Source organism: Cryobacterium aureum, from assembly GCF_002954245.1.
GTDB lineage: Bacteria > Actinomycetota > Actinomycetes > Actinomycetales > Microbacteriaceae > Cryobacterium > Cryobacterium aureum.
Map to the genome: position 1 here is coordinate 12,836 of NZ_PPTG01000002.1, position 20,336 is coordinate 33,171.

The window sequence follows — 20,336 nt, forward strand, 5'->3', positions numbered from 1 at the left end:
CGTGCTGCTTGAGCGTGTCTGGCGCTGTCACTTCATGATCTGAATGGTCGGCGGGCTTGGTGGCGCGAGCGGCCGCATGTCAGGGCAAGTACTTGTCTCGTCGAAGCTGCCGGAGTTTCGTGGCGATGTTGTGATGTGAGTCGAGGCTGTCTGGGAAGCCGGCCTGACGTATCTTGATGGTGCTCTGGACCATGTCGAAGTCGGCAGACCAGAGGCTATCCGTGAACTGCCACGAGGTGAGTTGTCCATACGGAATCGGCCGCAGACCGTGGGCAGTGCGCAGAGCGTTCCAGGCTGGCTCCTTGTCGAACATCTGCGTGACGAGGCTCATCGGTTGCGGGGCCGAGGTCGGCATGTTGAATGCGTTGGCGATGTCTTCCCAAATGTGCTCCCACCGGAACTGGTCGCCGTTGGTGACGTTGAAGATCTCACCTCGTGCGGCTTCAGCGGTGAGCGCCCAGCTCACCGCTGAAGCGAGGAGGTCGGCATCCGTGATCTGATGCAGCGCTGTCCACGCGCCCGCGGTTCCGGGAAACCGGAGCGGAACGCCGGCCGCTTTGGATAGTGAGGCGTAGACGCCGATGGTATTGAGCAGATTCATCGGCGAGCCAAGGCTGAACCCGATCACCACATCGGGGCGGAGCACTGAGTAGGTGAACCCGTCTCGGTCGGCGCGGGACGCGAGCAAGTCTTCCTGGTCGTTATAGAAGATCGGACCCAGGAACCTTGGATCGGATTCTTTCGCCGGCGTCTTGTACGCTCCGAGGTGTTCCCCGTACGATTTTCCTCCGCCGATGAGAACCACGTGTTCGAGCGGTGCACCGACTGCTGTGAGGCTGTCGAGGACATGTGTGAGCATCGCAAGGTTCGGTGCGGTGGTCTCGGCCATCGTCGGGCGTTCAACGTAGGCGGCGTAAACGAGGTGAGTGACACGGCCGAGAATCTCGACGCCGGCTAGTGCCTGCGGGTCCAACAGATCGACGCTGAGGTGTCTGGCGTTCAGGCCGGCCGGTGCGCCGCGGCGTGAAGCGGTGATCACGTCCCACGCATCGTCGTCGGCCATCCTTCGGGCGATGGCGCCTCCGACGACTCCGTGCGGTCCGATGATGAGGACGGTGGGCTTGCTCATGCGTTGACCTTGTCTGACTTTGCGGGGCGAAGAAACAGGGCGACGGCTGCGGCGGTCAGCACGCACAGTAATGCGTTCACGCCGATGGCGGTTGTGACACCCCCGAGGACGCTGGCGGGTCCGGTGTCGCCGAGGGCGGTCATCCGTGCGGTCGCGATCGCGGACATGATCGGGATTCCCATCGTGATTCCGACCTGCTGGCTCATCGTGACCAGGCCGGTCGCCAGGCCTTGTTCCGTATCGGGCAGGCCGGAGGTGGAGGTGACGACGTATCCGACGATCGCGACCAGGTTTGCGACACCCCCGATGAAGGTGGCGACGAGCAGGAGAGGAATCCAGCCGGAGTCGGAGCCGAGGAACGCAAGCGGAATCGTGGCAGCTGCCTGGAGCAGGAACCCGGCGACGATTGAACGGTGTGATCCGAGTGTGCCGATGACTTTCGGACCGATGATTCCGCCGAGCACGGTTCCCGCGCCGAGGACGGCGAACGAGAGTCCCGCCGCAAGCGGCGAGTAGCCGAGTACTTCCTGCAGGTACAGGGTCAGCAGGAACACCAGAGAGGTTTCGGTGGCGAAGGCCAGGAGCCCGGCGATATTACCCCAGGCGACCGTTTTCCGTTTGAGGATAGCGACAGGTACCAACGGATGCGCCACCCGCTTCTCAATCTGCCAGAAGACGACTAGGAAGACGGAGCCAGCCAGGATCGACCCCCACGCCAACGGGTTATCCCACGAGGTTTCGCCCGCCGTGGTCAGCCCGTAGACGAGAGCAAGAAGCCCGAAGGTCACGGTGGCAGCACCGGAGAAGTCAAGCTTGGGGTGTTCGTTGGGGCGGCTTTCCTTCAGGACGAAAGGCGCGATCACGAGGACCACAACCGCGACAAAAACGTTGATGAAGAATGCCCACCGCCAGCTGAGCAGGTCGGTGAGTACCCCGCCAAGAATCGCGCCGGTCGTGAACCCTGCCGCCATCAAAGCGCCGTTAAGGCCGAGTGCCTTGTTTCGCTGCGATCCTTCGGAAAACAAAGTCGTCAAAAGCGATAGCGCCGCTGGCACGACCATCGCCGTCGCGAGCCCCTGGGCCACCCGGGCGACGATCATCAACACCGGTTCCTGTGCAAGACCGCCAACGAGAGAGGAGACGCCCAGCAGGGCCATGCCGATAAGGAAGAGGCGACGACGACCGAACAGGTCAGCGATCCGCCCGAAGAACAGGGTGAACCCTGCCGCGCACAGGGCAAACGAGGTCGCGATCCATTGCAAATGATCGAGGCTGAATCCAATGTCGGCGCCGATGGTCGGCAACGCCACGTTCAGGATCGAGAAATCCACGGCAAGGGTGAAACTGGCCGTGAGTAAGACGAAGAGGGCGAGGCGTTGCCGCCCCGTCAATCTCATGGCATCCCCGGCGGGGTCTGCACGGTTGACGGCGTGGTCGGCGGATTGAACGGTGCTGGACATGCCCGTCCTTTCGGTAGAGGGAACAATTCGTGGGCGCCGGGAAAACCGGCACACTGCCACAGTGGGCCACCGTGCGCGCATCAACCAGACCCGCGTCATCCGACCCCCGCGGTGCCTAGCACTGACAGGGACAGGCTTGATCCGCTCAGACAGTCGAGAATGTAACCATGGCTGGTATGAACCACACAGAAGAACTCGGCGAGTTCCTTCGAGCTCGGCGCGCACTACTCACCCCCGAAGGGGCCGGGATTACCTCCTACGGCGCCCGTCGGGTTCCTGGCCTCAGACGCGAGGAACTCGCTCAACTCGCCGGCGTGTCGGCCACGTACTACACACGATTGGAGCAGGGACAGTCTACGAACGCCTCCGAAAACATCATCGACTCGATCGGGCGGGCGTTGAACCTGAATGACGATGAGAAGGTGCACCTGCACGACTTGGCGCGACCCGCCAAAGCCAAGCGGCGCACTCCGGGCAAACCCGACCAGGCAACCCCCGGCACGATACGCCTGCTGAACGCCATGGCCAATGTTCCGACCGTGATCATGGGCCGAAGGAACGAAGTTCTGGCTTGGAACCCCCTCGGGCATCTGCTCGTCGCCGGGCACACCGACTTTGACGCGCCAAGCCGGCCATTCGATCGACCCAACCTCACCCGAATGCTCTTCCTCGACCCCCACACGAAAGACCTCTATCGCAACTGGCGTGACGAGGCCTCCCTCGCCGTGGCATCCTTGCGGTTCATCGCCGCACAACACCAGGACGATGCCGAACTGACCCAGCTCATCGGCGAACTCACGCTCAAGAGCCCCGACTTCGCTGCGATGTGGACGAAGCACCCGGTGCAACAATGCGTGAGCGGTGTCAAGCGTTTCCACCACCCCGAGGTGGGGGACTTCGACCTCAGTTTCGAGGTCCTCCACCTCCCGGGTGCCAGCGGACATCGAATGATGACGCACGCTGCCGAACCCGGCTCAACCGATGCCGCAGCATTGGAGCTCTTATCGGCTACAAACGAGACCTCTCTCGCGCAGCACGTTCCGTCACGGATCTGACGAACGCTCTGGCCGGAGGCAACCGCGGACCTTTTAAACCTGGCTCGATGCACGCTCCAGTTCTTCGGACACCATTCGACACGATCCGATTCCTCAGTGCCCAAGGCTGAGGGCGCAGGTAACCTGACGCCAATGGCCCCATTTCGACAGATCAAGCTTTGATGCCCGTAAGCCGAACCCCTGTCGGTGCGTGGGCGATGGATCTGACAGCGAGGCTCTGAATGCACTGCCGGAAGTCACGGTCGCCACTTCAGGTGATCCAATCGCTCGGCCACGCGGCGCGGTAGTCCTCGTGTAGCCAGCCAGCGGGACCTTGGTCAGCAAAAACGCTTCGTTACCAGGTGTGGAAGGCTGATGCAATGGAAGCCTTGGACTTGATTCGAACACTCACCGCACGACCGGCTGTGCGTTCATTCATCGATCGCCCGGTGCCGATGGAAGTGCTGACACAAATTATTGAGATTGCCCGATGGAATGGTTCAGCCAGAAATCGGCAGCCTTGGCGCTTTATCGCAGTCTCTTACAAAGAACGCCTCGAAAAACTCAGTGCACTGGGAGCGTACGCGCAGCACCTAGCGACCGCACCGTGCGCCCTCGTTCTCCTCTCGGCCGACAACGGCTTTCAGGACACAGAGTTCGATCTCGGCAAAGTCAGCCAAACGGTCACTCTCGCCGCAACCGCCTTAGGGCTCGGGAGCTGCCTGGCAACGATCTACCCGGAGAGCAACGTGACGAAGGCAGCAACATTGCTCCGACTGGAAAGCGGATGGCGCCCACACTACGCCATATCCCTCGGCTACCCGGGAGTTCCGCTGACGGGCACGCGCGCGATCACCACCGGCCGACTATCTACCTCAGAATTGTTATCCACACACCGCCCGTAAGCCGAACCCCCTACGAGACAATTTGGCCGAGCTGTCTGCTCTTGGCGATTAATCCTGGATCAGCTATGTCGCCCTGTTCGTTTCCTGACATTGGTCGGTGCGCCGTTGGTTACGGCACGCGGAGTTCTTTGAGCGGATCGCGGCGGGCGGCCGCCAGCGCGGGTACCAGGGCCGCGATCACGCCGATGGTGGTCGACAGGAGTGCGACGGCGCCGACGAAGTCCCAGCCCGGGAGTGGATCTCCGGAGGCGGTCAGCCCGATCGACGCTGCAATGCTGCCGATCGTGGCACCGACCAGGGCGAGGGCACCGGTTTGCGTGAGGAGCAGCGAGATGATCAGGGCTTGGGAGGCGCCCAAGGCGCGGCGGCGCCCGAAGTCCTTGCGACGCAGCATCACCAGGCCGTAAAGAATCGCTGCCACCAGCACCGCGGTCAGTGCGAAAACGACGACGACGAGGCTGCGGCCGAACGAATCCAGCTGTCCTTCAACCAGGCCACGGAGTGCGGCGAGGTTTTCACTCGTGGTCAGGGTCACTTTGGCGGGATCGGTGACCGCCAGGACGGATCGCACCGCGTCGGAGACGGGAGCGACCAGGTCGGGGCGGTCGGCGATGACAATGAGCACGGCGACCGTTCCCGGGGTGTTTTCGGTCTGCGGGGCGATGACGAGGGGTTCAAGGAAGGCGAGAAAGTCCGGAACGGTCAGGCTCCCGGTCACCGCGAAGTCGACACCGGAGTCGTCCACGACAGCCCCGACGGCGTCCGGCATTCCCAGGCCGGCCAGCGCAGTCGGTGATGCCCAGATCGAGGCGTTGCTCACTGGCGGCAGCGTGGCGATCCCGAGGTGGTTGAGTTGGCTGCTCCAGGCCAAGCGCATCGGGACCTTGGTCGCGCCGGCAAATCGGAGGTTGGTGACGTCCTGGGCGATACCGAACGCTCCAGCCCATTGGATGCCGTCGATGTGTGCCAGCCGGTCCAGCACTGTGGCGTCGAGCCCGGCGTCGGTGTCGGCACGAATGATGATGGAACGCGTCCCCTCCGAGTCGATTGAGCCGAGCACGGCCTGCTCCGCCCCGACCGTGCGTCCAGTCGTCAGCAGTACCGTGGCACACATACCGGCGACCATGACGATGGTGACAACGGATGCGACGGGTTGCGCCCACGCCGTCGCCAACGCTTCCCGCACCACGGCAGCCCACCGGCGCAGCGCGCTCATAGTTCGAGTCGGCGGTCGCAACGGGCGACCAGTGCCGGGTCGTGGGTGACGACGATGACGGCCGCGCCGCGGTGCGCCTGAGCGTGCAGAGAATCGACGACGAGGTCGGATGAGGCCGGATCGAGGTTGCCGGTGGGCTCGTCCGCGAGCAGAATCTGCGGGTCGTTGAGTAGGGCACGGCAGAGCGCGATGCGTTGCGCCTGACCGCCCGACACCTGACCCGGTTTCGCCCCCGCTCGCAGCGCGACGCCGAACTGGTCCATCAGCTCGTGCGCGCGACGAATGGTCGGCTTCCTGGGGGTTCCACGGTAGAGGGTCGTCTCGATGATGTTGTCCAGCACCGTTCGGGTGGCATCGAGGGCAGCGTCTTGAAAGACGAAGCCATACTGATGCGCCCGTAAACCGGCGCGGTCTGCGTCGCGCCGGTGCGCAGCATCCGTCCCGTCGATCTGCACCTGTCCGGCGGTGGGTTTGAGCATGAGGCCGAGCACGTAGAGCAGGGTGGACTTGCCGCGCCCGGACGGGCCGGTGATGGCGACCACCTCTCCGGCGTGGAAGTTCGCGCTCCAGTCCGCCAGGATCGGTGTCGTCGGCACGTAGCCGAAGGTGATGTCGCGGGCGGCCAGCCGGATGGTATCGACCACGGCTAGTCGGCCGTCGCCGGGATGCGCACCGAGGTGCCGTCGGCGACGCCGTCAATAATCGACATGCCGCGGGCGCTGGTAATCACCGTCACGGGATGACTCGTGCCGGCGTTGTCGATGACGGATGCGGTGCCGTCGGCCGCGCTGAGCAGCGCGGCACTCGGGACTATCAGTCCGGCGATTGATTCCACCGTGACGATCCGTGATAACAGCAGCGACTGCTCCGTGACGGGGATGCTCGCGCAGGCATCGGCGCAAATGACCGCGCCGTCTTTGCCCACGAGGGTGATGATAATCAGTCCGGTCTCATCAGCGGCCTGGTCGGCCACGAACCCTTCCCAAATGCCGCCGTCGATGCTGGTGATTTCTACCCGGGTACCCGTGGGCATCAACGCGGCCTGGGATTCACTGACCGGCACGGTGAAGACCGGCGCGGCCGGCAACGCCCGCACGACGTTTTCTCCGCCGGTGAGGAGCGCCCCACGCGTGACGATCTCGGTATCGAGAGCTACCTGGGTCGGCAGCGTCGGGACAAAGATGATGTCGCCCGGCTGCACGACGCCGTCGGCGGGAACGCCCAGAGACTTCTGCCACGTCTTGACCGCCGTGGTGGTGCGGGGGCCGAACTGTCCCTCGACCGCGCCAGTGTAGAGCGCCAGGTCGGTGAGTGCCTGCTGCAGCTGCGTGACATCCGCTCCTTCAGCGTCCTGCGCCAGCGCACGGAACGCTGGCACCTGGCCCTGGGCGATCACGACCGGTCGCAGGTTCACGGTGTAGAGCGTCGCCCCGACCGCGACGCTTTGGCCCGCGGTGACATTCACGGAGGTGACGGTGCCGACTGCCTGGTTTGATCCGGCGGGCACCGGAGTCCACTGCGCCACCGTGTTCAGGTTGATGCTCGACCCCACCTCGCCGGGCACAACCTCGACGAGGGTGAACGCGGTTGTGGCCACAACATCTGTCGGGGGTGTGAGCGCGGTCGTCGCCGCCCACCCCACACCGGCGCCAGCCCCGACTGCTACCAGCAGACCGGTCACCCAGCGCGCCCCGCGCGCCCAGCGCGGTGAGCGCACTGCTGCTGCGTCACTCATCGACGTCGGCAGGAAGCTGCGGACACTTCTTGTTGATCTCATTCCATTCGGACTGTCCGCCTCCGGCTACGCCCTCGTAGAGGTTCCAACCACCCGTCTCGGCGTAGGTATCGATGAACGTTTCCCGGCTCGGAGCCTCCGGGGTGTCGTACCCTTCGGCCGCTAAGCAGGGCTGGAGCTCATCGGTGAAATAGTCAAACAACTCCCCGAGACCCTCGTCGGTAAGCGGCACGTTGTACTTCGGATCCATCGGGTACTTCGCGTTACACGTATACATGGCCAGAGCATGCGCTCCGGCCTGGGAGTTTTGAATCATGCCGGACTCCAGCCCGCCATCCGCTGTGGCGCGCACGTCGGGCCAGCCCAAATCGTGCATGCAGCTTTCCCTTGCCGTTCCCCAGTCATCGTTGTCAACGAAGCGAACGATGTCGATCATCGGTCGCACCGCATCGGGCGATTCGCGTAACACTCGCTCCCATTCCCAGTCGAGTTGTTCTTGACCCGCGACGTCGAGGGTGAGCGCGAGCGAGCTCGCTGGGGCTGTCGAGCTTGAGGCCGCTGGACCAGGGGTGGCGTTCGCACAACCCGAGAGGAAAACGAGGGCGGACGACGTCAGTACAAACAGCGCCGCCCATGATTTACGAGACTTAATAATGGCGAGCATTTTTCCCCCAAATCAGGCCCGGTTGTACCAAACCAGTTCTGTGGCGACACTAGCGAGTGTTGGTGAACATCTGGTGTCGCCGCTCGAATGGCTCAGGCTCGGAGCCAGGTGGGAACGATGAAGTGCAGAGTCATGATCATCATCACAGCCTGTCATCGCCCGTATGACGAACCCTCTACGGGACGGTCACCTGTGTCGCAGTCGCTCATCGTGGGCAGTGGAACAGGACGCAATGCTGTGCGTCACCGCGTCATTACTACTTCGACCAGAGACCCTGACGCGGGCCGCCTGGAAGCAGCCAGCGGCCAGCGATCACCCCGAAACTTCGGGACGATCGTTCACGTCCTTTGGCCTGGTGCGCTCGTGACCGTATTCTGCTCGGCGCTGCAAACGATCGAGCCTTAGACCGGGCACAGTCCGAAAGGCGCCGGCGAGCACGCGAAAGATTGCTCCGCTGTGAGTGATGGTGTGGGTCACCTTAGTCTTGTGGTCGCCAACCGGAACGAGATTCCAAGCGCCTGTTTCATGCGCCTGCAGTCCGTCCAGACGCCAGACTACAGAATCCGTGGATACCTGTTCGTAGGTGATCGTGGGGGAACCAGGTAATTTGGCTCGAATCGGGTACGGCTTGCCAACCAGCGCACGGGGATCGATCGCTGTGACAGAAAGAATCGCGGGATTCCACTCGGGCAGGCGTCGAATATCGGCGAGAATGTTTACAATCGTCGCCCTCGATGCGTTGATGACGCGACTTTCAATGTATTCCATAACTCGCCCCCTAATGTCGCCCGCGGAAACTCTTCATGAACGGATGCTCTCGCCCCCCCCGTCACAGCCTAGAGGCAGGGCAGACGGATCCAGGCTTACCCTTACCAAGTCCGACGCCGAACATCTCCGGAGAGCTGCGCCTAACCGAACCACTGCGCGCAGTATCCGTCCGGCGATTGGGCTCTCTGGTCACTGGATCGACATTTCCCGCCCTAGGTCCGAATGCGCCAACCCCTAGCGGTCCGGAAAGACGGACAGTGCCTTGTCCCATTCGTCGGCCGCCGAGTCAAGTTCTGCAGCGGTCACTTCTACCTCGACCCAGAACTGGTCCCGGTCGTGGCTGCTCTGGTCAACAGGCTTGGTTTCAAGTGCAAAGTGCACCCTGACCGAGGTCGACTCGTCCCTATAACTGGCAACGCTGAACGCAACATTTGGTTCGGTGAATTCGAGCGACGGCACAACCCCGGCGTCTCCCTCGACGCTTGCGGCTTCCATCGGCCACGCTTCGCAGCCAGGCCGAAATTTGGTTCGCTTCGAACGTCGTCAAACACGGAACGGTAAATTGCCACTCCGTGTCACGTGCCGATACGTCGCCGCTGATGATCAGCCAGTTGTCATCCCACTTATCGCCGGCAGGGTTCGGGAACTCATATCGAGCAGGCTCCAACGTCACGGACTCTCTCGTGCCCACACCCAGTTGCATGAATAGATCTTACTGACCGCAGGCAGCGCTGAGGAGTGCGCTCACCCTGGGAAATGTCCAGCCCCTCGGTCCCGTAAGCCGGACGGTCACCGGGATACATGAAGACGCAAGGAGCGCCAACGGAGATCCGCATGGTCCTGGGGCCGCCCCGTTTCCGTTTGCCCCGACCGAGAAAATGCCCGGTGAAGGGGGGATAAACGCGACACCTCAAAAGTATGACCGTGAGGCCTGCTGGGTACGCGCACGGATTATCAACCACTGGACGGCCGAACAGAAAGCCCTCGTCGCCCTTGGCGGTAAATGACCTACTGAGTCTGGTTAGTCGGGGAGGGGGCCGAGAGGCTCGACGGTGGTGCGGGCGAGCGGAACCGGGGCGGGTTCCTTGAGCTCTACGAAAATGGTGTGCGTGGCTGTCTCGCCGATGTTCGCCCCGGAATGTTCCTGGGCGGGGAGCCACCGCGCGACGCCCTCCGGCAGGTCGACGTCGACGGAATGGTCGCCACTTGACAAGCGGCGTTGGAAGGCGGTGAGAGTGAACATGACACTGTCGGGGTGGCGATGCGGCACGGTTTCGTCGCCGGGCCGGTCGAGGTATTCGAGTACCCGCACCCGCTCGTTCTCGAAGATCACCCGGTAGAACTGCGGGTTGGTCACGACCGGATCGCTCTGCATTCCAGCACGGTAGCACCGCGTTGCTCGCCTGCACAGGAGGTGGTGACTGGCGAGGCGGACGGCCGAGGCATCCGCTCGACGAATCGGGTCTTTCGTCACTAGTGCGATCGGGGGAGTTGCGGGAGGCTAGTAGCGCAACTTTGGTCCATCGGCATGCACCGCACGAGAAAGGCTGCCAGACGATGAGCAGTATCACGCCCTCCGCACAGACCCCACCAGCGGCAACGCCACCGACCTCACCGCCACGGGCGCGGTCAGGGGCCAGGCCCGGACCGATCATCATGCTCATTCTGGGTACCGTGCTGGGCCTGGTCGGCGCCGGCATGCTCTCCGGGGGTACGGCGCTCGCAATTGCGACCGCCGCGCAGGGGAATGACGGTTACTTCACTACGCAGACCGAGACCTTCACGGTCGATTCCTCGGCGATCACGTCGCCGAACTTCGATGTCGGCAGGGATTTTGGCGTGCCGACCGGAGTCGGGTTCGACATTGCCACGCTGCGCCTGCAGGCGAGCACTGTGGACAGCGACCAGGACGTGTTCATCGGCATCGCGCCACGCGCCGACGTCGATGCCTACCTCGCCGACGTGCACCACAGCGAGCTGCGCGAGGTGCAGACGTCTCCGTTCCGGGTCGATTACCTCGATGTTCCCGGCACCGAAACAGCGGCCGCTCCCACTTTGCAGGCCTTCTGGACCGAATCGGCCACGGGGGCCGGCACCCAAGAAATCGTCTGGAAGCCCGCCGCCGGCGACTGGTCCGTCGTCGTGATGAACTCTGACGGCAGCCCCGGAGTCGCCGTGAACCTCTCCGCTGGTGTGCACACCGATCTGCTCGGGCCGATCGCGGTCGGACTCCTCGTAGGGGGCGGCATCCTCTTTCTGATCGGTGTGCTCCTCGTCGTGGCCGGTGCGATCGGTCTCGGCCGACAGCTCACGCCGAAGCCGCACGTGCCCGGTGACGCGGGCGTGGTGCCGCAGCCGCCTGCTTTTGGCCGAGTGGATGCGACGGGTCCGATCACCCCGCCGCTCGCGGCCGCGTCACCGGCATCCGTTTTGATTGCGGGCGGCCCGGTGAAGCCGGTGTATCCGGCCGTGCTGACCGGCCACCTCGACCCCGTGCTCTCGCGCGGACTGTGGCTGATCAAATGGTTGCTCGCCATTCCGCACTTCGTGCTGCTCGCCTGCCTGTGGTTTGCATTTCTGGTCACGACGGTCGTGGCGGCGTTCGCGATTTTGTTCACCGGCCGCTATCCGCGCGCGATCTTCCACTTCAATGTGGGCGTGCTGCGCTGGAGCTGGCGCGTGTCGTTCTACGCCTATTCCGCCCTCGGCACCGACCGGTACCCGCCATTCACGCTCGCGCGCACTGACTATCCGGCCGATTTCGACGTCGAATACCCGGAGCACCTGTCGCACGGCCTCGTACTGGTGAAGAGCTGGCTGCTGGCCATTCCGCACCTGGTACTGCTCACCGTGCTCGTCGGCGGCATGTCAACCTGGGCCTACCCGTGGCGCGGAGACGGCGGAACCGGCGTTGGAGGAACAGACGGGGTGTCGCTGCTCGGCGTACTCGTCGTCGTGGCCGGGGTCATCCTGCTGTTCACCGGCCGGTACCAGCGGCCGCTGTTCGAGTTCATTATGGGTGTCAACCGCTGGGTATTCCGGGTCGTGACCTACACGGCGCTGATGCGCGACGAGTATCCGCCGTTCCGGCTGGACCAGGGCGCGACCGAGCCGGTCCCGGGCAAGGCGGGACCCGATCAGGCCTAAGTGCCTCGTTCTCGTTGATTGTCGGCCGCGCTACGCGGGCGGTGACCAACGGGCAGCGGCGTAGTCGACGCGGTACGCGGCATCCGTTTTCGTGGTGAGAAGCGGCGTGTTCTCGGCGCGGTAGTGCGGCAGCGCCTGGCCCTCATGACAGATCGGCGGATGCCCGCCGGCGCGAATCACGCGCCACCAGGCCACGTCGGAGCCGTACCGCGCCATTACCTGTCCCACGGCGCGGGCGGCGCGGGAGCCGACCTGAGCGGCTACGCCGCCGTAGGTCATCACCCGCCCGGGCGGGATGGAATCGACAACGTCAAGCACCCGGGAGACGAAATCGTCTGATTCGGTCATGTGAGGGCTGCGGACTTCAGGGCTAGAGCTTCAGGGAACCGATGACTTCGCCGTACTGGGTCTCACCGACGTCGACGAAGCCGAGGCGGTGGAAGAAGGCCTCAGGGCCGTCGGCACCGGGCTCCCAGATGACGTTGACGTGCTCGAAGCCACGTTCACGAGCTTCGGCGGCGAGGGCTTCGGCGGCGAACTTGCCGACGCCCTGGCCCTGCGTCTCCGCGTTCACGTTGATGCGCCAGATGCAGGCGCGAAACTCTTCGTGCTCGGAATTGGGGTCGAAATTACCGTGGATGAAACCAGCGACGACGCCGTCGAGAAGCACCACGCGCTGCCACGAGGTGGCCGGGTTGATCACCGAGGCTGCAACCGAATACGAGACCGGCGCAATGAATTGTTCCTGGCCTGGCTTCAGGCTTAGGTTGTTGGCCGCGACGATGTTTCGTGCGGATAATTCTTCCAGCTTCAGCTCACCCATGTGTTCAGGCTAACGTGCGCCCGGGGTAGTCGGAAGTCAGTGAGCGTTTGACCCCCGCAATTCACCTGGCGAATTTATCTCGATGTCAAGATAGTTGCGGGCCTCTAGTAGGCTTGACGATGGTCGTGACGGCCACACTGAATAAAGAGGAGAAATTTTTGTCGAAGATCAAGGTTGAGGGAACAGTTGTCGAGCTCGATGGCGACGAGATGACCCGCATCATCTGGCATGCCATCAAAGAAACGCTCATTCACCCGTACCTCGATATCGACCTCGAGTACTACGACCTCTCAATTCAGAAGCGCGACGAAACCAACGACCAGATCACGATCGACGCCGCCCACGCCATTCAGAAGCACGGCGTCGGAGTGAAATGCGCGACCATCACGCCCGACGAAGCGCGGGTGGAAGAGTTCGGCCTGAAGAAGATGTGGCTCTCGCCAAACGGTACGATTCGCAACATCCTCGGCGGCACCATCTTCCGCGAGCCGATCGTCATCAGCAACATCCCGCGCCTCGTGCCGGGCTGGAACAAGCCGATCATCATCAGCCGTCACGCCTACGGCGACCAGTATAAGGCCACCAACTTTCGGTTCAAGGGCAAGGGCACGCTCAGCATGACCTTCACCCCGCAGGACGGCAGCGAGCCGTCCACGTTCGAGGTGTTCGAAGCTCCCGGCGACGGCGTTGCCATGGGCATGTACAACCTCGATTCGTCGATCACCGACTTCGCCCGCGCCACCCTGGCCTACGGCCTCGAGCGCAACGTGCCGGTCTTTCTCTCGACCAAGAACACCATCCTCAAGGCCTACGACGGTCGCTTCAAGGACATCTTCCAGGACATTTTCGACGCCGAGTTTAAGACCGCCTACGAAGCGGCCGGCCTCACCTACGAGCACCGCCTCATCGACGACATGGTTGCCTCGGCCATGAAGTGGGAGGGCGGCTACCTCTGGGCCTGCAAAAACTACGACGGCGACGTCCAGTCCGACACCGTCGCACAGGGCTTCGGCTCGCTCGGCCTCATGACCAGCGTGCTCTCCACCCCCGACGGCAAGATCGTCGAAGCTGAAGCCGCCCACGGTACCGTGACCCGTCACTACCGTCAGCACCAGCTCGGTAAGCCCACGTCGACCAACCCGATCGCGTCGATCTACGCCTGGACCCGCGGCCTGTCGCACCGCGCCAAGCTCGACAGCAACAAGGCCCTGGCCGAGTTCGCACTGACCCTCGAAGACGTCGTCATCAAGACCGTCGAAAGCGGCAAGATGACCAAGGACCTCGCGCTTCTGGTCGGCCCTGACCAGGGCTACCAGACCACGGAGGAGTTCCTCGCCTCGCTCGCTACGAACTTGCAGACGCGCCTGGCGTAGCACTTCGCCACTCTCTACAAAGACCCCGACCGTTACCGGTCGGGGTCTTTGTGCATTTTCGAGCGGATGCCCGACCGGGTGGCGGGCCGAGCGTGCGCGGGCCAGACTCAGTCCATGACCCGCATCCCAGTATTCGCGCTCCGATATCCGACCGTGACAACGACGATCGTCGTCGCGCTTCTCGGGCTGGCGCTCTGGGCCTTCGGGGCGCCGCACGCGGTGCAGTGGCTGTTCAGCGGCTACGGTCTCGTCATCGCCCTGCTGGAATTCATTGGGATGGTGCGCCAACTTTTCCGGGGCAGCTTCGGCGTCGACCTGCTCGCCGTCATCGCGATCGTCGCTACCATTCTCGTCGGCGAATACGTGGCGACCGTGCTCATCGTGCTCATGCTGTCGGGCGGAGCTGCCCTCGAGGATTTTGCCGCGGGCCGGGCAGCGCGGGAACTCGATGCGCTTTTGAAACGTGCTCCTCAAATCGCGCATCGCCTCGACCCTGCCTCGGGTGCGGCCACGGACGTGCCGGCCACCGAGGTGCTCGTCGGCGATCTGCTGCTCGTGCGACCGTCGGAAATCGTGCCGGTTGACGGGCAGTTGCAGAGCGAGAACGCTGCGTTTGATGAGTCCTCGCTTACCGGGGAAAGTCTGCCGGTCGAGCGCAAAGCCGGAGACCCGGTGCTCAGCGGATCCATCAACGGGCAGATCGCAGCCACCCTGATGGCCACGGCGACCGCCGCGAACAGTCAGTACCAGCAGATCATTGCCCTGGTCGAGGAAGCATCGACGAGCAAAGCCCCGGTGGTGCGTCTTGCCGACCGGTACGCCGTGCCGTTCACCGTGGGCGCTCTCGCCCTGGCCGGTCTCGCCTGGGCGCTATCCGGTGACCCGGTGCGCTTCGCCGAGGTGCTCGTGGTCGCGACACCGTGCCCGCTGCTGCTCGCCGCGCCGGTCGCGTTTATGGGCGGCATGAGCCGTGCAGCCCGGAACGGCATCATCGTGAAGGGCGCCGGCGTGCTCGAAGCCCTGTCCCGCGCCAAAACGGTCGTCTTTGACAAGACCGGAACACTCACTTACGGCACGCCCGCCATCAGCGAGGTGCGCCCCGAACCAGGCTTCACCGCCGACGAGCTGCTGACTCTCGCGGCGTCGGCCGAGCAGTATTCGAGTCACGTGCTGGCGGCATCCGTTCTTGGAGCCGCGCACGAGCGCGGTCTCGCGCTGCACACGGCGGACTCGGCGAGCGAGGCCGCAACTTTTGGCGTCGAGGCCCGATTCGGGCCTGGCACGGTGCGGGTCGGCAAGCTCTCGTTCATCAACGACGGGGCAGCGGATGCGACGGCCACGCACCTGGCCGGCGGCGAGCTGGCCATGTACATCGCCGTGGACGGCCGGTTCGCCGGGAGCATCGTGGCCAGCGACCGGGTGCGGGACAACGCCCGCCAGAGCGTCGCTGACCTCGCTCGACTCGGTGTGCGGGAGAATCTCATGCTCACCGGCGATGCGCGCGCCACCGCCCAGCACGTGGCCGGTCAGGTGGGCATCGTGCATGTGCGAGCGGACTGCCTGCCGAGCGACAAAGTCGAGGCGGTGCGGGCCCTGACCCGACGCCCGGTGATCATGGTGGGCGACGGCGTCAACGATGCGCCCGTGCTCGCCGTCGCCGACGTGGGCATCGCGATGGGGGCCAAAGGCTCGACGGCGGCGAGCGAATCGGCCGACGTGGTGATTCTGCTCGACGATATCTCGCGCACCGTGCGGGCCGTGCGCATCGGCCGGGACACCGTTCGGGTGGCGCTGCAGAGCATCTGGCTCGGAATCATTCTGAGCGTCGTGCTCATGATCGTCGCTGCATTCGGCCTGATTCCGGCGACGGCCGGAGCGATCAGCCAGGAAGTCGTCGACCTCATCACCATCCTGAACGCTCTGCGTGCGATCGGCGGTCGGCGCGATGGCGTCCGGGCCAAACGAGTGGTGCTTGGCACTCTCGCCGCTCTGCCGAAAGTGCTGGAGAAAGCGGACAGGCCGGTACTCCCGGGAGTAGACAGACCCGTTTGAATCACGGGCTGCTCAGAGCTTAAAGTGAGCATAAGTCAAGGTAACGATCGTGTTACCGAGCAATCTGCACACTGTACGGGGGCATCACCCGTGCGATACGTTCACGAGCACGCTGTACCCCGAACTGGGGCAGAGCGGCTAGCGCACTCCGATCCGATTGGACACGCACGTGAGATCACAGTTCAGGCGAACCATCCTTCCGCCCGAAAACCCGCATTTCGCACCCCACCAGATGCGGCGGGTGATGGCACTCTGCGTGACCACGACCCTGGTCGCGGCCGGCGCTCTCATCGGTGTGAACCCCGCCGCAGCAGCCCCGATGGCTCCGGGCCTCGGCGGCATCATCGGCGCCGGTAGCCCGGTCACCGACTTCACCGACGGTCGCTACATCGTGACCCTGGCCGACGACGCTGTCGCGACCTACACCGGCGGGGTTGACGGTTTCGCCCCCACCATACCGGATGACGGCGCCCGCCTCGATCCGCACAGTCGCGCTTCGGCGAGCTATTCCGACTATCTGAATGGCAAGCAGAAAGAGGTGGCGGCATCCGTTGATGCCACGATCGACTACTCCTACACGCTGGCCTTGAACGGGTTCGCCGCCGAACTGACCGCCGCGCAGGCAGCCAAGCTCTCGGCCGAGAAAGATGTCGTGGCCATCTCGCCCGACGAGCTCAAGCACCTGACAGCGACCTCCTCGACCGAGTTTCTCGGACTCTCCGGCGATGACGGCGTCTGGGCGACGACCGGCGGCGCCGACACCGCGGGTGAGGGCGTCGTCATCGGCGTGCTCGACACCGGTTTCGCGCCGGAGAACCCCTCGTTCGCCGGCGACGCGCTCGGCACGGCGGCCGGGGACGAGCCCTGGCTCGACGGCGACACGATCACCATGACCAAGAGCGACGGCACCGTCTTCACCGGCGAGTGCATCACCGGCGTGCAGTTCGACGCCTCAGACTGCAGCACCAAGATGGTCGGTGCGCGCTACTTCGTGACCGGCTACGGCGCCGACCGCATCGGCGGGGTCGATGAGCGCGAATACCTGTCGCCGCGTGACGGCGATGGCCACGGATCGCACACCGCGAGTACCGCCGGCGGCAACCACGACGTGTCCGCGACCATCAGCGGCCTGGACTACGGCCTCATCTCGGGCGTCGCCCCGGCCGCCAAAATCGCCGCCTACAAGGTCTGCTGGACCGCCGCTCCCGGCGGCGACGACGGCTGCGCCACCTCCGACCTGCTGGCCGGTATCAACCAGGCCGTTGCCGACAACGTCGACGTGCTGAACTACTCGATCGGCGGTGGAGCGGCCGACACCACGGTCTCCCCAACCGACCAGGCCTTCCTCGGCGCGGCCGCAGCGGGCATCTTCGTGGCCGCCTCGGCCGGCAACTCCGGCCCCGGCGCGTCGACTCTCGACAACGCCTCCCCATGGATCACCACGGTCGCCGCGAGCACCATCCCCGGCTACGAGGCCACCGCCAGCTTCGGCGACGGCACCGCTCACGCTGGCGGATCGATCTCGGTCGACCGCACCCCCGGCGCCACCCCACTGGCCGGCACACTCGTGCGCGGTGACCTCGTGGCGGCGTTCGGCCACGACCCCGCCGACGCCCTGCTCTGCGGCCCCGATTCGCTCGACCCGGATCTCGTCGCCGGAACCATCGTGCTCTGTGAACGCGGCGTCTACGACCGGGTCGCGAAGTCCGCTGAGGTTCTGCGGGCCGGCGGCATCGGCACGCTGCTCGTGAACAGCGTTCCCGGCTCGGTCGACACCGACGAGCACACCGTGCCCACCATTCACCTCGACGCCCCGTACTGGGAGGCGACGTATGCCTACGCGGGCAGTGCAGCGGCATCCGTTATATTCACCGACGGGAATACGACCGGCTACACGCCGCCGACACCGCAGGTGGCCGGGTTCTCCTCGCACGGGCCGGTGCTCGCCGACGGCAGCGATATCCTCAAGCCCGACGTGACCGCGCCCGGCGTGGCCATTCTCGCCGACGGCCCCAACGCCGCTGAGGGCGAGCCGACCTGGCAGTTCCTCTCGGGTACGTCAATGTCGAGCCCGCAGATCGCCGGTCTCGCCGCGCTGTACCTCGGCGAACGCCCGCTCGCCACCCCCGGTGAGATCAAGTCGGCCATGATGACGAGCGCCTATGACACCGTCGATGCGGACGGCGACACCGTCACCGACCCGTTCACCCAGGGCGCCGGGCACGTCGACCCGACGAAAATGTTCGAACCGGGCCTGCTCTACCTGAACGACACCTCGGACTGGTACTCGTACATTCAGGGCATCGGTTACGACGTCGGCGCCGACCCGGTGGACCCGAGCAACCTCAATCTGGCCTCCATCGCAATCGGGTCCCTGACCGCGCCGGAAACCATCACCCGCACGGTCACGAGCACCGAAGCCGGCACCTTCACGGCTCAGCCAGTGACCGTGCCCGGCATTGACGCTGTCGTTTCGCCCAGCACGCTGAGCTTTGGCGCTGCCGGCGAATCGGCCAGCTACACCGTAACGTTCACCCGAACGGATGCCCCACTCGACACCTTCTCGACCGGCTCGCTCAACTGGGTGAGCGACTCGGGCACCGTGGTGCACAGCCCCATCGCCATTCAGCCGGTGACCCTCGTCGCCCCCGCTACCGCCAACGGCACCGGGGTCGACGGTTCGGTTGACGTGTCGATCACCCCCGGAGCCACCGGCGACATTGCACTGAACCTGATCGGCCTCGCGGCGGGACTGCACCAGGGCGATGCGGCCGACCCGTCGAGTCCGAACACCGGATCCGGCACGGCCGGCGACGAATATAGCTATCAGGTGGAGGTGCCTGAGGGCACCCAGCTCGCCCGGTTCGACCTCGACGCGGTCGACCAGACCGCCGACCTCGACCTGATCGTCTACCGCCTGAACGGTGACGAAGGGGAGCCGGTCGCCGGCTGGCAGTCCGCGACCGGCTCGGCCGATGAGCTCATCGACCTGGCCTCGCCGGAGGCCGGTTTCTACCAGGTGATCAACTCCATCTACAGCGGAACGACCGCCTTCAACCTGAACACCTACTCGGTGTTCGCCGGCGCCGGCGAGGGGTCATTTGCGGCCGCGCCATCGGTTGTCGCGGGCCAGCAGGGCGTGGCTTCGACGTACTCGCTGTCCTGGTCTGGACTTCTGCCCGAGACCGGCTACCTCGGTCTCGTCGGTTATGGTGACAGCTCGGTTGCAACGGTCGTCTCGGTCGCCAGCGGCGCAGCCCCCGAGCCGGAAGCACCGGTGAACTCGGTCCTGCCGTCGATCGAGGGCAGCGCCGTCGTCGGCGCGAAACTGACCGCTCTGGCTGGGCAGTGGAACGTCGCCGGGCTGGCCTACAGCTATCAGTGGCAGGCCGACGGTCGCGACATCAAGAAGGCCACCACGGTCGACTTCACGCCGACCAAGTTGCTCGGCGGTAAGACGCTGACGGTGGTCGTCACCGCACGGGCCGACGGGCTTCCAGCCGGCACGGCCACCTCGGCCGGGGTCGTCGTGAAGTATGCCGCGACCGTCGCCCTGAAGGTCGATTTGAAGACCAAGCCGCGCGCGTTGGGCGTGACGGTCGAGGTGTCGGTGAAGACCGACGCACCGCGGTCGGCGCAGCGGGGCACCGTGCAGGTTCTGGTCGACGACCAGAGCTACGACGTGGCCCTCGATCAGAAGGGGGAGGGATCGCTTACGCTGACCGACCTGGACCGCGGCAGCTACACGGTCGCGGCGCAGTATGCCGGAACCGACCTCATCGCCGCGGCCACGAGCAAGCCCGGCACGGTGACCGTGCGGTAGCCGGCCAAGCGCGTTAGCCGCGCCGCGGCATCCGTTTTCACAACGGATGCCGCGGCGCGTTTGCGTCTGCGCGCTTGCGTACCCCGCCTGTGGCACCTGCGGAATGCCCCTATCCGGGGGGCAGTGAGCGCGCTACGGTCACCAGCGAACTGTCCCGCGAATCGGGACAACGCCACGTTCCTGTTGTCGAACGAGACCACCTCGCAC

General features: G+C 64.7%; 18 protein-coding genes. 6 read left to right on the forward strand and 12 right to left on the reverse strand.

The features are described 5' to 3' along the window. Nucleotides 1-79 precede the first annotated feature (79 nt). A complete protein-coding gene (locus CJ028_RS00815) occupies nt 80-1,129 on the reverse strand; it encodes an SDR family oxidoreductase (RefSeq protein WP_105033394.1) in 1,050 nt (349 codons plus the stop codon). Continuing rightward, nucleotides 1,126-2,589: an MFS transporter gene (locus CJ028_RS00820; RefSeq protein WP_105033395.1), complete on the reverse strand. Its 1,464-nt coding sequence runs from the start codon at nt 2,587-2,589 to the stop codon at nt 1,126-1,128. The genes CJ028_RS00815 and CJ028_RS00820 overlap by 4 nt, the downstream gene beginning before the upstream one ends. A gap of 167 nt (nt 2,590-2,756) precedes the next feature. Here CJ028_RS00820 and CJ028_RS00825 point away from each other — a divergent pair, with 167 nt between their 5' ends. After that, nucleotides 2,757-3,644 (forward strand): helix-turn-helix transcriptional regulator, encoded by an 888-nt coding sequence (locus CJ028_RS00825; RefSeq protein WP_338064121.1) that lies wholly within the window; start codon nt 2,757-2,759, stop codon nt 3,642-3,644. Between the two features lie 359 nt (nt 3,645-4,003). Beyond that, nucleotides 4,004-4,528: a nitroreductase family protein gene (locus CJ028_RS00830; protein ID WP_105033397.1), complete on the forward strand. Its 525-nt coding sequence runs from the start codon at nt 4,004-4,006 to the stop codon at nt 4,526-4,528. Nucleotides 4,529-4,637: 109 nt separating this feature from the next. On the opposite strand, the gene CJ028_RS00835 is transcribed toward CJ028_RS00830, so the two are convergent. From CJ028_RS00835 to CJ028_RS00865, 8 genes are all read right to left on the reverse strand, one after another. Continuing rightward, on the reverse strand, nt 4,638-5,744 hold the full coding sequence (locus CJ028_RS00835; RefSeq protein ID WP_240607012.1) for an FtsX-like permease family protein: 1,107 nt from the start codon (nt 5,742-5,744) through the stop codon (nt 4,638-4,640). Continuing rightward, a complete protein-coding gene (locus tag CJ028_RS00840) occupies nt 5,741-6,388 on the reverse strand; it encodes an ABC transporter ATP-binding protein (RefSeq protein ID WP_105033398.1) in 648 nt (215 codons plus the stop codon). The genes CJ028_RS00835 and CJ028_RS00840 overlap by 4 nt, the downstream gene beginning before the upstream one ends. Before the next feature lie 2 nt (nt 6,389-6,390). Beyond that, nucleotides 6,391-7,479, reverse strand: a complete 1,089-nt coding sequence (locus CJ028_RS00845; protein WP_105033399.1) for a peptidoglycan-binding domain-containing protein — start codon at nt 7,477-7,479, stop codon at nt 6,391-6,393. Next, nucleotides 7,472-8,143, reverse strand: a complete 672-nt coding sequence (locus CJ028_RS00850; RefSeq protein ID WP_105033400.1) for a hypothetical protein — start codon at nt 8,141-8,143, stop codon at nt 7,472-7,474. The genes CJ028_RS00845 and CJ028_RS00850 overlap by 8 nt, the downstream gene beginning before the upstream one ends. Nucleotides 8,144-8,455: 312 nt before the next feature. After that, nucleotides 8,456-8,911, reverse strand: coding sequence for an SRPBCC family protein (locus tag CJ028_RS00855; protein ID WP_105033401.1), 456 nt, complete (start codon nt 8,909-8,911; stop codon nt 8,456-8,458). Between the two features lie 234 nt (nt 8,912-9,145). Continuing rightward, complete coding sequence (locus tag CJ028_RS00860) at nt 9,146-9,406, reverse strand: WapI family immunity protein (RefSeq protein WP_105033402.1); 261 nt, start codon at nt 9,404-9,406, stop codon at nt 9,146-9,148. Then, a complete protein-coding gene (locus CJ028_RS22035; protein WP_439099018.1) occupies nt 9,315-9,614 on the reverse strand; it encodes a WapI family immunity protein in 300 nt (99 codons plus the stop codon). Before CJ028_RS22035 ends, CJ028_RS00860 begins: the two co-directional genes overlap by 92 nt. 318 nt (nt 9,615-9,932) lie before the next feature. Beyond that, on the reverse strand, nt 9,933-10,286 hold the full coding sequence (locus tag CJ028_RS00865; RefSeq protein ID WP_105033403.1) for a cupin domain-containing protein: 354 nt from the start codon (nt 10,284-10,286) through the stop codon (nt 9,933-9,935). 182 nt (nt 10,287-10,468) lie between these two features. Here CJ028_RS00865 and CJ028_RS00870 point away from each other — a divergent pair, with 182 nt between their 5' ends. Continuing rightward, nucleotides 10,469-12,058, forward strand: a complete 1,590-nt coding sequence (locus CJ028_RS00870) for a DUF4389 domain-containing protein (RefSeq protein WP_205683899.1) — start codon at nt 10,469-10,471, stop codon at nt 12,056-12,058. Nucleotides 12,059-12,088: 30 nt separating this feature from the next. Here CJ028_RS00870 and CJ028_RS00875 read toward each other — a convergent pair whose 3' ends face one another. Both CJ028_RS00875 and CJ028_RS00880 read right to left on the reverse strand, forming a co-directional pair. Further along, nucleotides 12,089-12,406: an MGMT family protein gene (locus tag CJ028_RS00875; protein WP_105033404.1), complete on the reverse strand. Its 318-nt coding sequence runs from the start codon at nt 12,404-12,406 to the stop codon at nt 12,089-12,091. Nucleotides 12,407-12,428: 22 nt separating this feature from the next. Beyond that, the gene (locus CJ028_RS00880) at nt 12,429-12,881 is read right to left on the reverse strand and encodes a GNAT family N-acetyltransferase (protein ID WP_105033405.1); all 453 of its coding nucleotides are present in this window, start codon (nt 12,879-12,881) and stop codon (nt 12,429-12,431) included. A 158-nt stretch (nt 12,882-13,039) separates the two neighbouring features. Between CJ028_RS00880 and CJ028_RS00885 the strand changes: the two genes are divergently transcribed. The 3 genes from CJ028_RS00885 (at nt 13,040) to CJ028_RS00895 (ending at nt 20,129) form a co-directional block, all read left to right on the forward strand. Then, nucleotides 13,040-14,254, forward strand: coding sequence for an NADP-dependent isocitrate dehydrogenase (locus CJ028_RS00885; RefSeq protein WP_105033581.1), 1,215 nt, complete (start codon nt 13,040-13,042; stop codon nt 14,252-14,254). Between the two features lie 114 nt (nt 14,255-14,368). Beyond that, nucleotides 14,369-16,306, forward strand: a complete 1,938-nt coding sequence (locus tag CJ028_RS00890; protein ID WP_105033406.1) for a heavy metal translocating P-type ATPase — start codon at nt 14,369-14,371, stop codon at nt 16,304-16,306. 256 nt (nt 16,307-16,562) lie between these two features. Then, nucleotides 16,563-20,129: a S8 family serine peptidase gene (locus tag CJ028_RS00895; RefSeq protein WP_205683900.1), complete on the forward strand. Its 3,567-nt coding sequence runs from the start codon at nt 16,563-16,565 to the stop codon at nt 20,127-20,129. The last annotated feature ends 207 nt before the right edge of the window (nt 20,130-20,336 follow it).

What these genes read in the sequence shown, in the direction of transcription:
- CJ028_RS00815 (WP_105033394.1), bottom strand. Translation starts at nt 1,129, where the DNA reads ATGAGCAAGCCCACCGTCCTCATCATCGGACCGCACGGAGTCGTCGGA.
- CJ028_RS00820 (WP_105033395.1), bottom strand. Translation starts at nt 2,589, where the DNA reads ATGTCCAGCACCGTTCAATCCGCCGACCACGCCGTCAACCGTGCAGAC.
- CJ028_RS00825 (WP_338064121.1), top strand. Translation starts at nt 2,757, where the DNA reads ATGGCTGGTATGAACCACACAGAAGAACTCGGCGAGTTCCTTCGAGCT.
- CJ028_RS00830 (WP_105033397.1), top strand. Translation starts at nt 4,004, where the DNA reads ATGGAAGCCTTGGACTTGATTCGAACACTCACCGCACGACCGGCTGTG.
- CJ028_RS00835 (WP_240607012.1), bottom strand. Translation starts at nt 5,744, where the DNA reads ATGAGCGCGCTGCGCCGGTGGGCTGCCGTGGTGCGGGAAGCGTTGGCG.
- CJ028_RS00845 (WP_105033399.1), bottom strand. Translation starts at nt 7,479, where the DNA reads ATGAGTGACGCAGCAGCAGTGCGCTCACCGCGCTGGGCGCGCGGGGCG.
- CJ028_RS00850 (WP_105033400.1), bottom strand. Translation starts at nt 8,143, where the DNA reads ATGCTCGCCATTATTAAGTCTCGTAAATCATGGGCGGCGCTGTTTGTA.
- CJ028_RS00855 (WP_105033401.1), bottom strand. Translation starts at nt 8,911, where the DNA reads ATGGAATACATTGAAAGTCGCGTCATCAACGCATCGAGGGCGACGATT.
- CJ028_RS00860 (WP_105033402.1), bottom strand. Translation starts at nt 9,406, where the DNA reads ATGGAAGCCGCAAGCGTCGAGGGAGACGCCGGGGTTGTGCCGTCGCTC.
- CJ028_RS22035 (WP_439099018.1), bottom strand. Translation starts at nt 9,614, where the DNA reads ATGCAACTGGGTGTGGGCACGAGAGAGTCCGTGACGTTGGAGCCTGCT.
- CJ028_RS00865 (WP_105033403.1), bottom strand. Translation starts at nt 10,286, where the DNA reads ATGCAGAGCGATCCGGTCGTGACCAACCCGCAGTTCTACCGGGTGATC.
- CJ028_RS00870 (WP_205683899.1), top strand. Translation starts at nt 10,469, where the DNA reads ATGAGCAGTATCACGCCCTCCGCACAGACCCCACCAGCGGCAACGCCA.
- CJ028_RS00875 (WP_105033404.1), bottom strand. Translation starts at nt 12,406, where the DNA reads ATGACCGAATCAGACGATTTCGTCTCCCGGGTGCTTGACGTTGTCGAT.
- CJ028_RS00880 (WP_105033405.1), bottom strand. Translation starts at nt 12,881, where the DNA reads ATGGGTGAGCTGAAGCTGGAAGAATTATCCGCACGAAACATCGTCGCG.
- CJ028_RS00890 (WP_105033406.1), top strand. Translation starts at nt 14,369, where the DNA reads ATGACCCGCATCCCAGTATTCGCGCTCCGATATCCGACCGTGACAACG.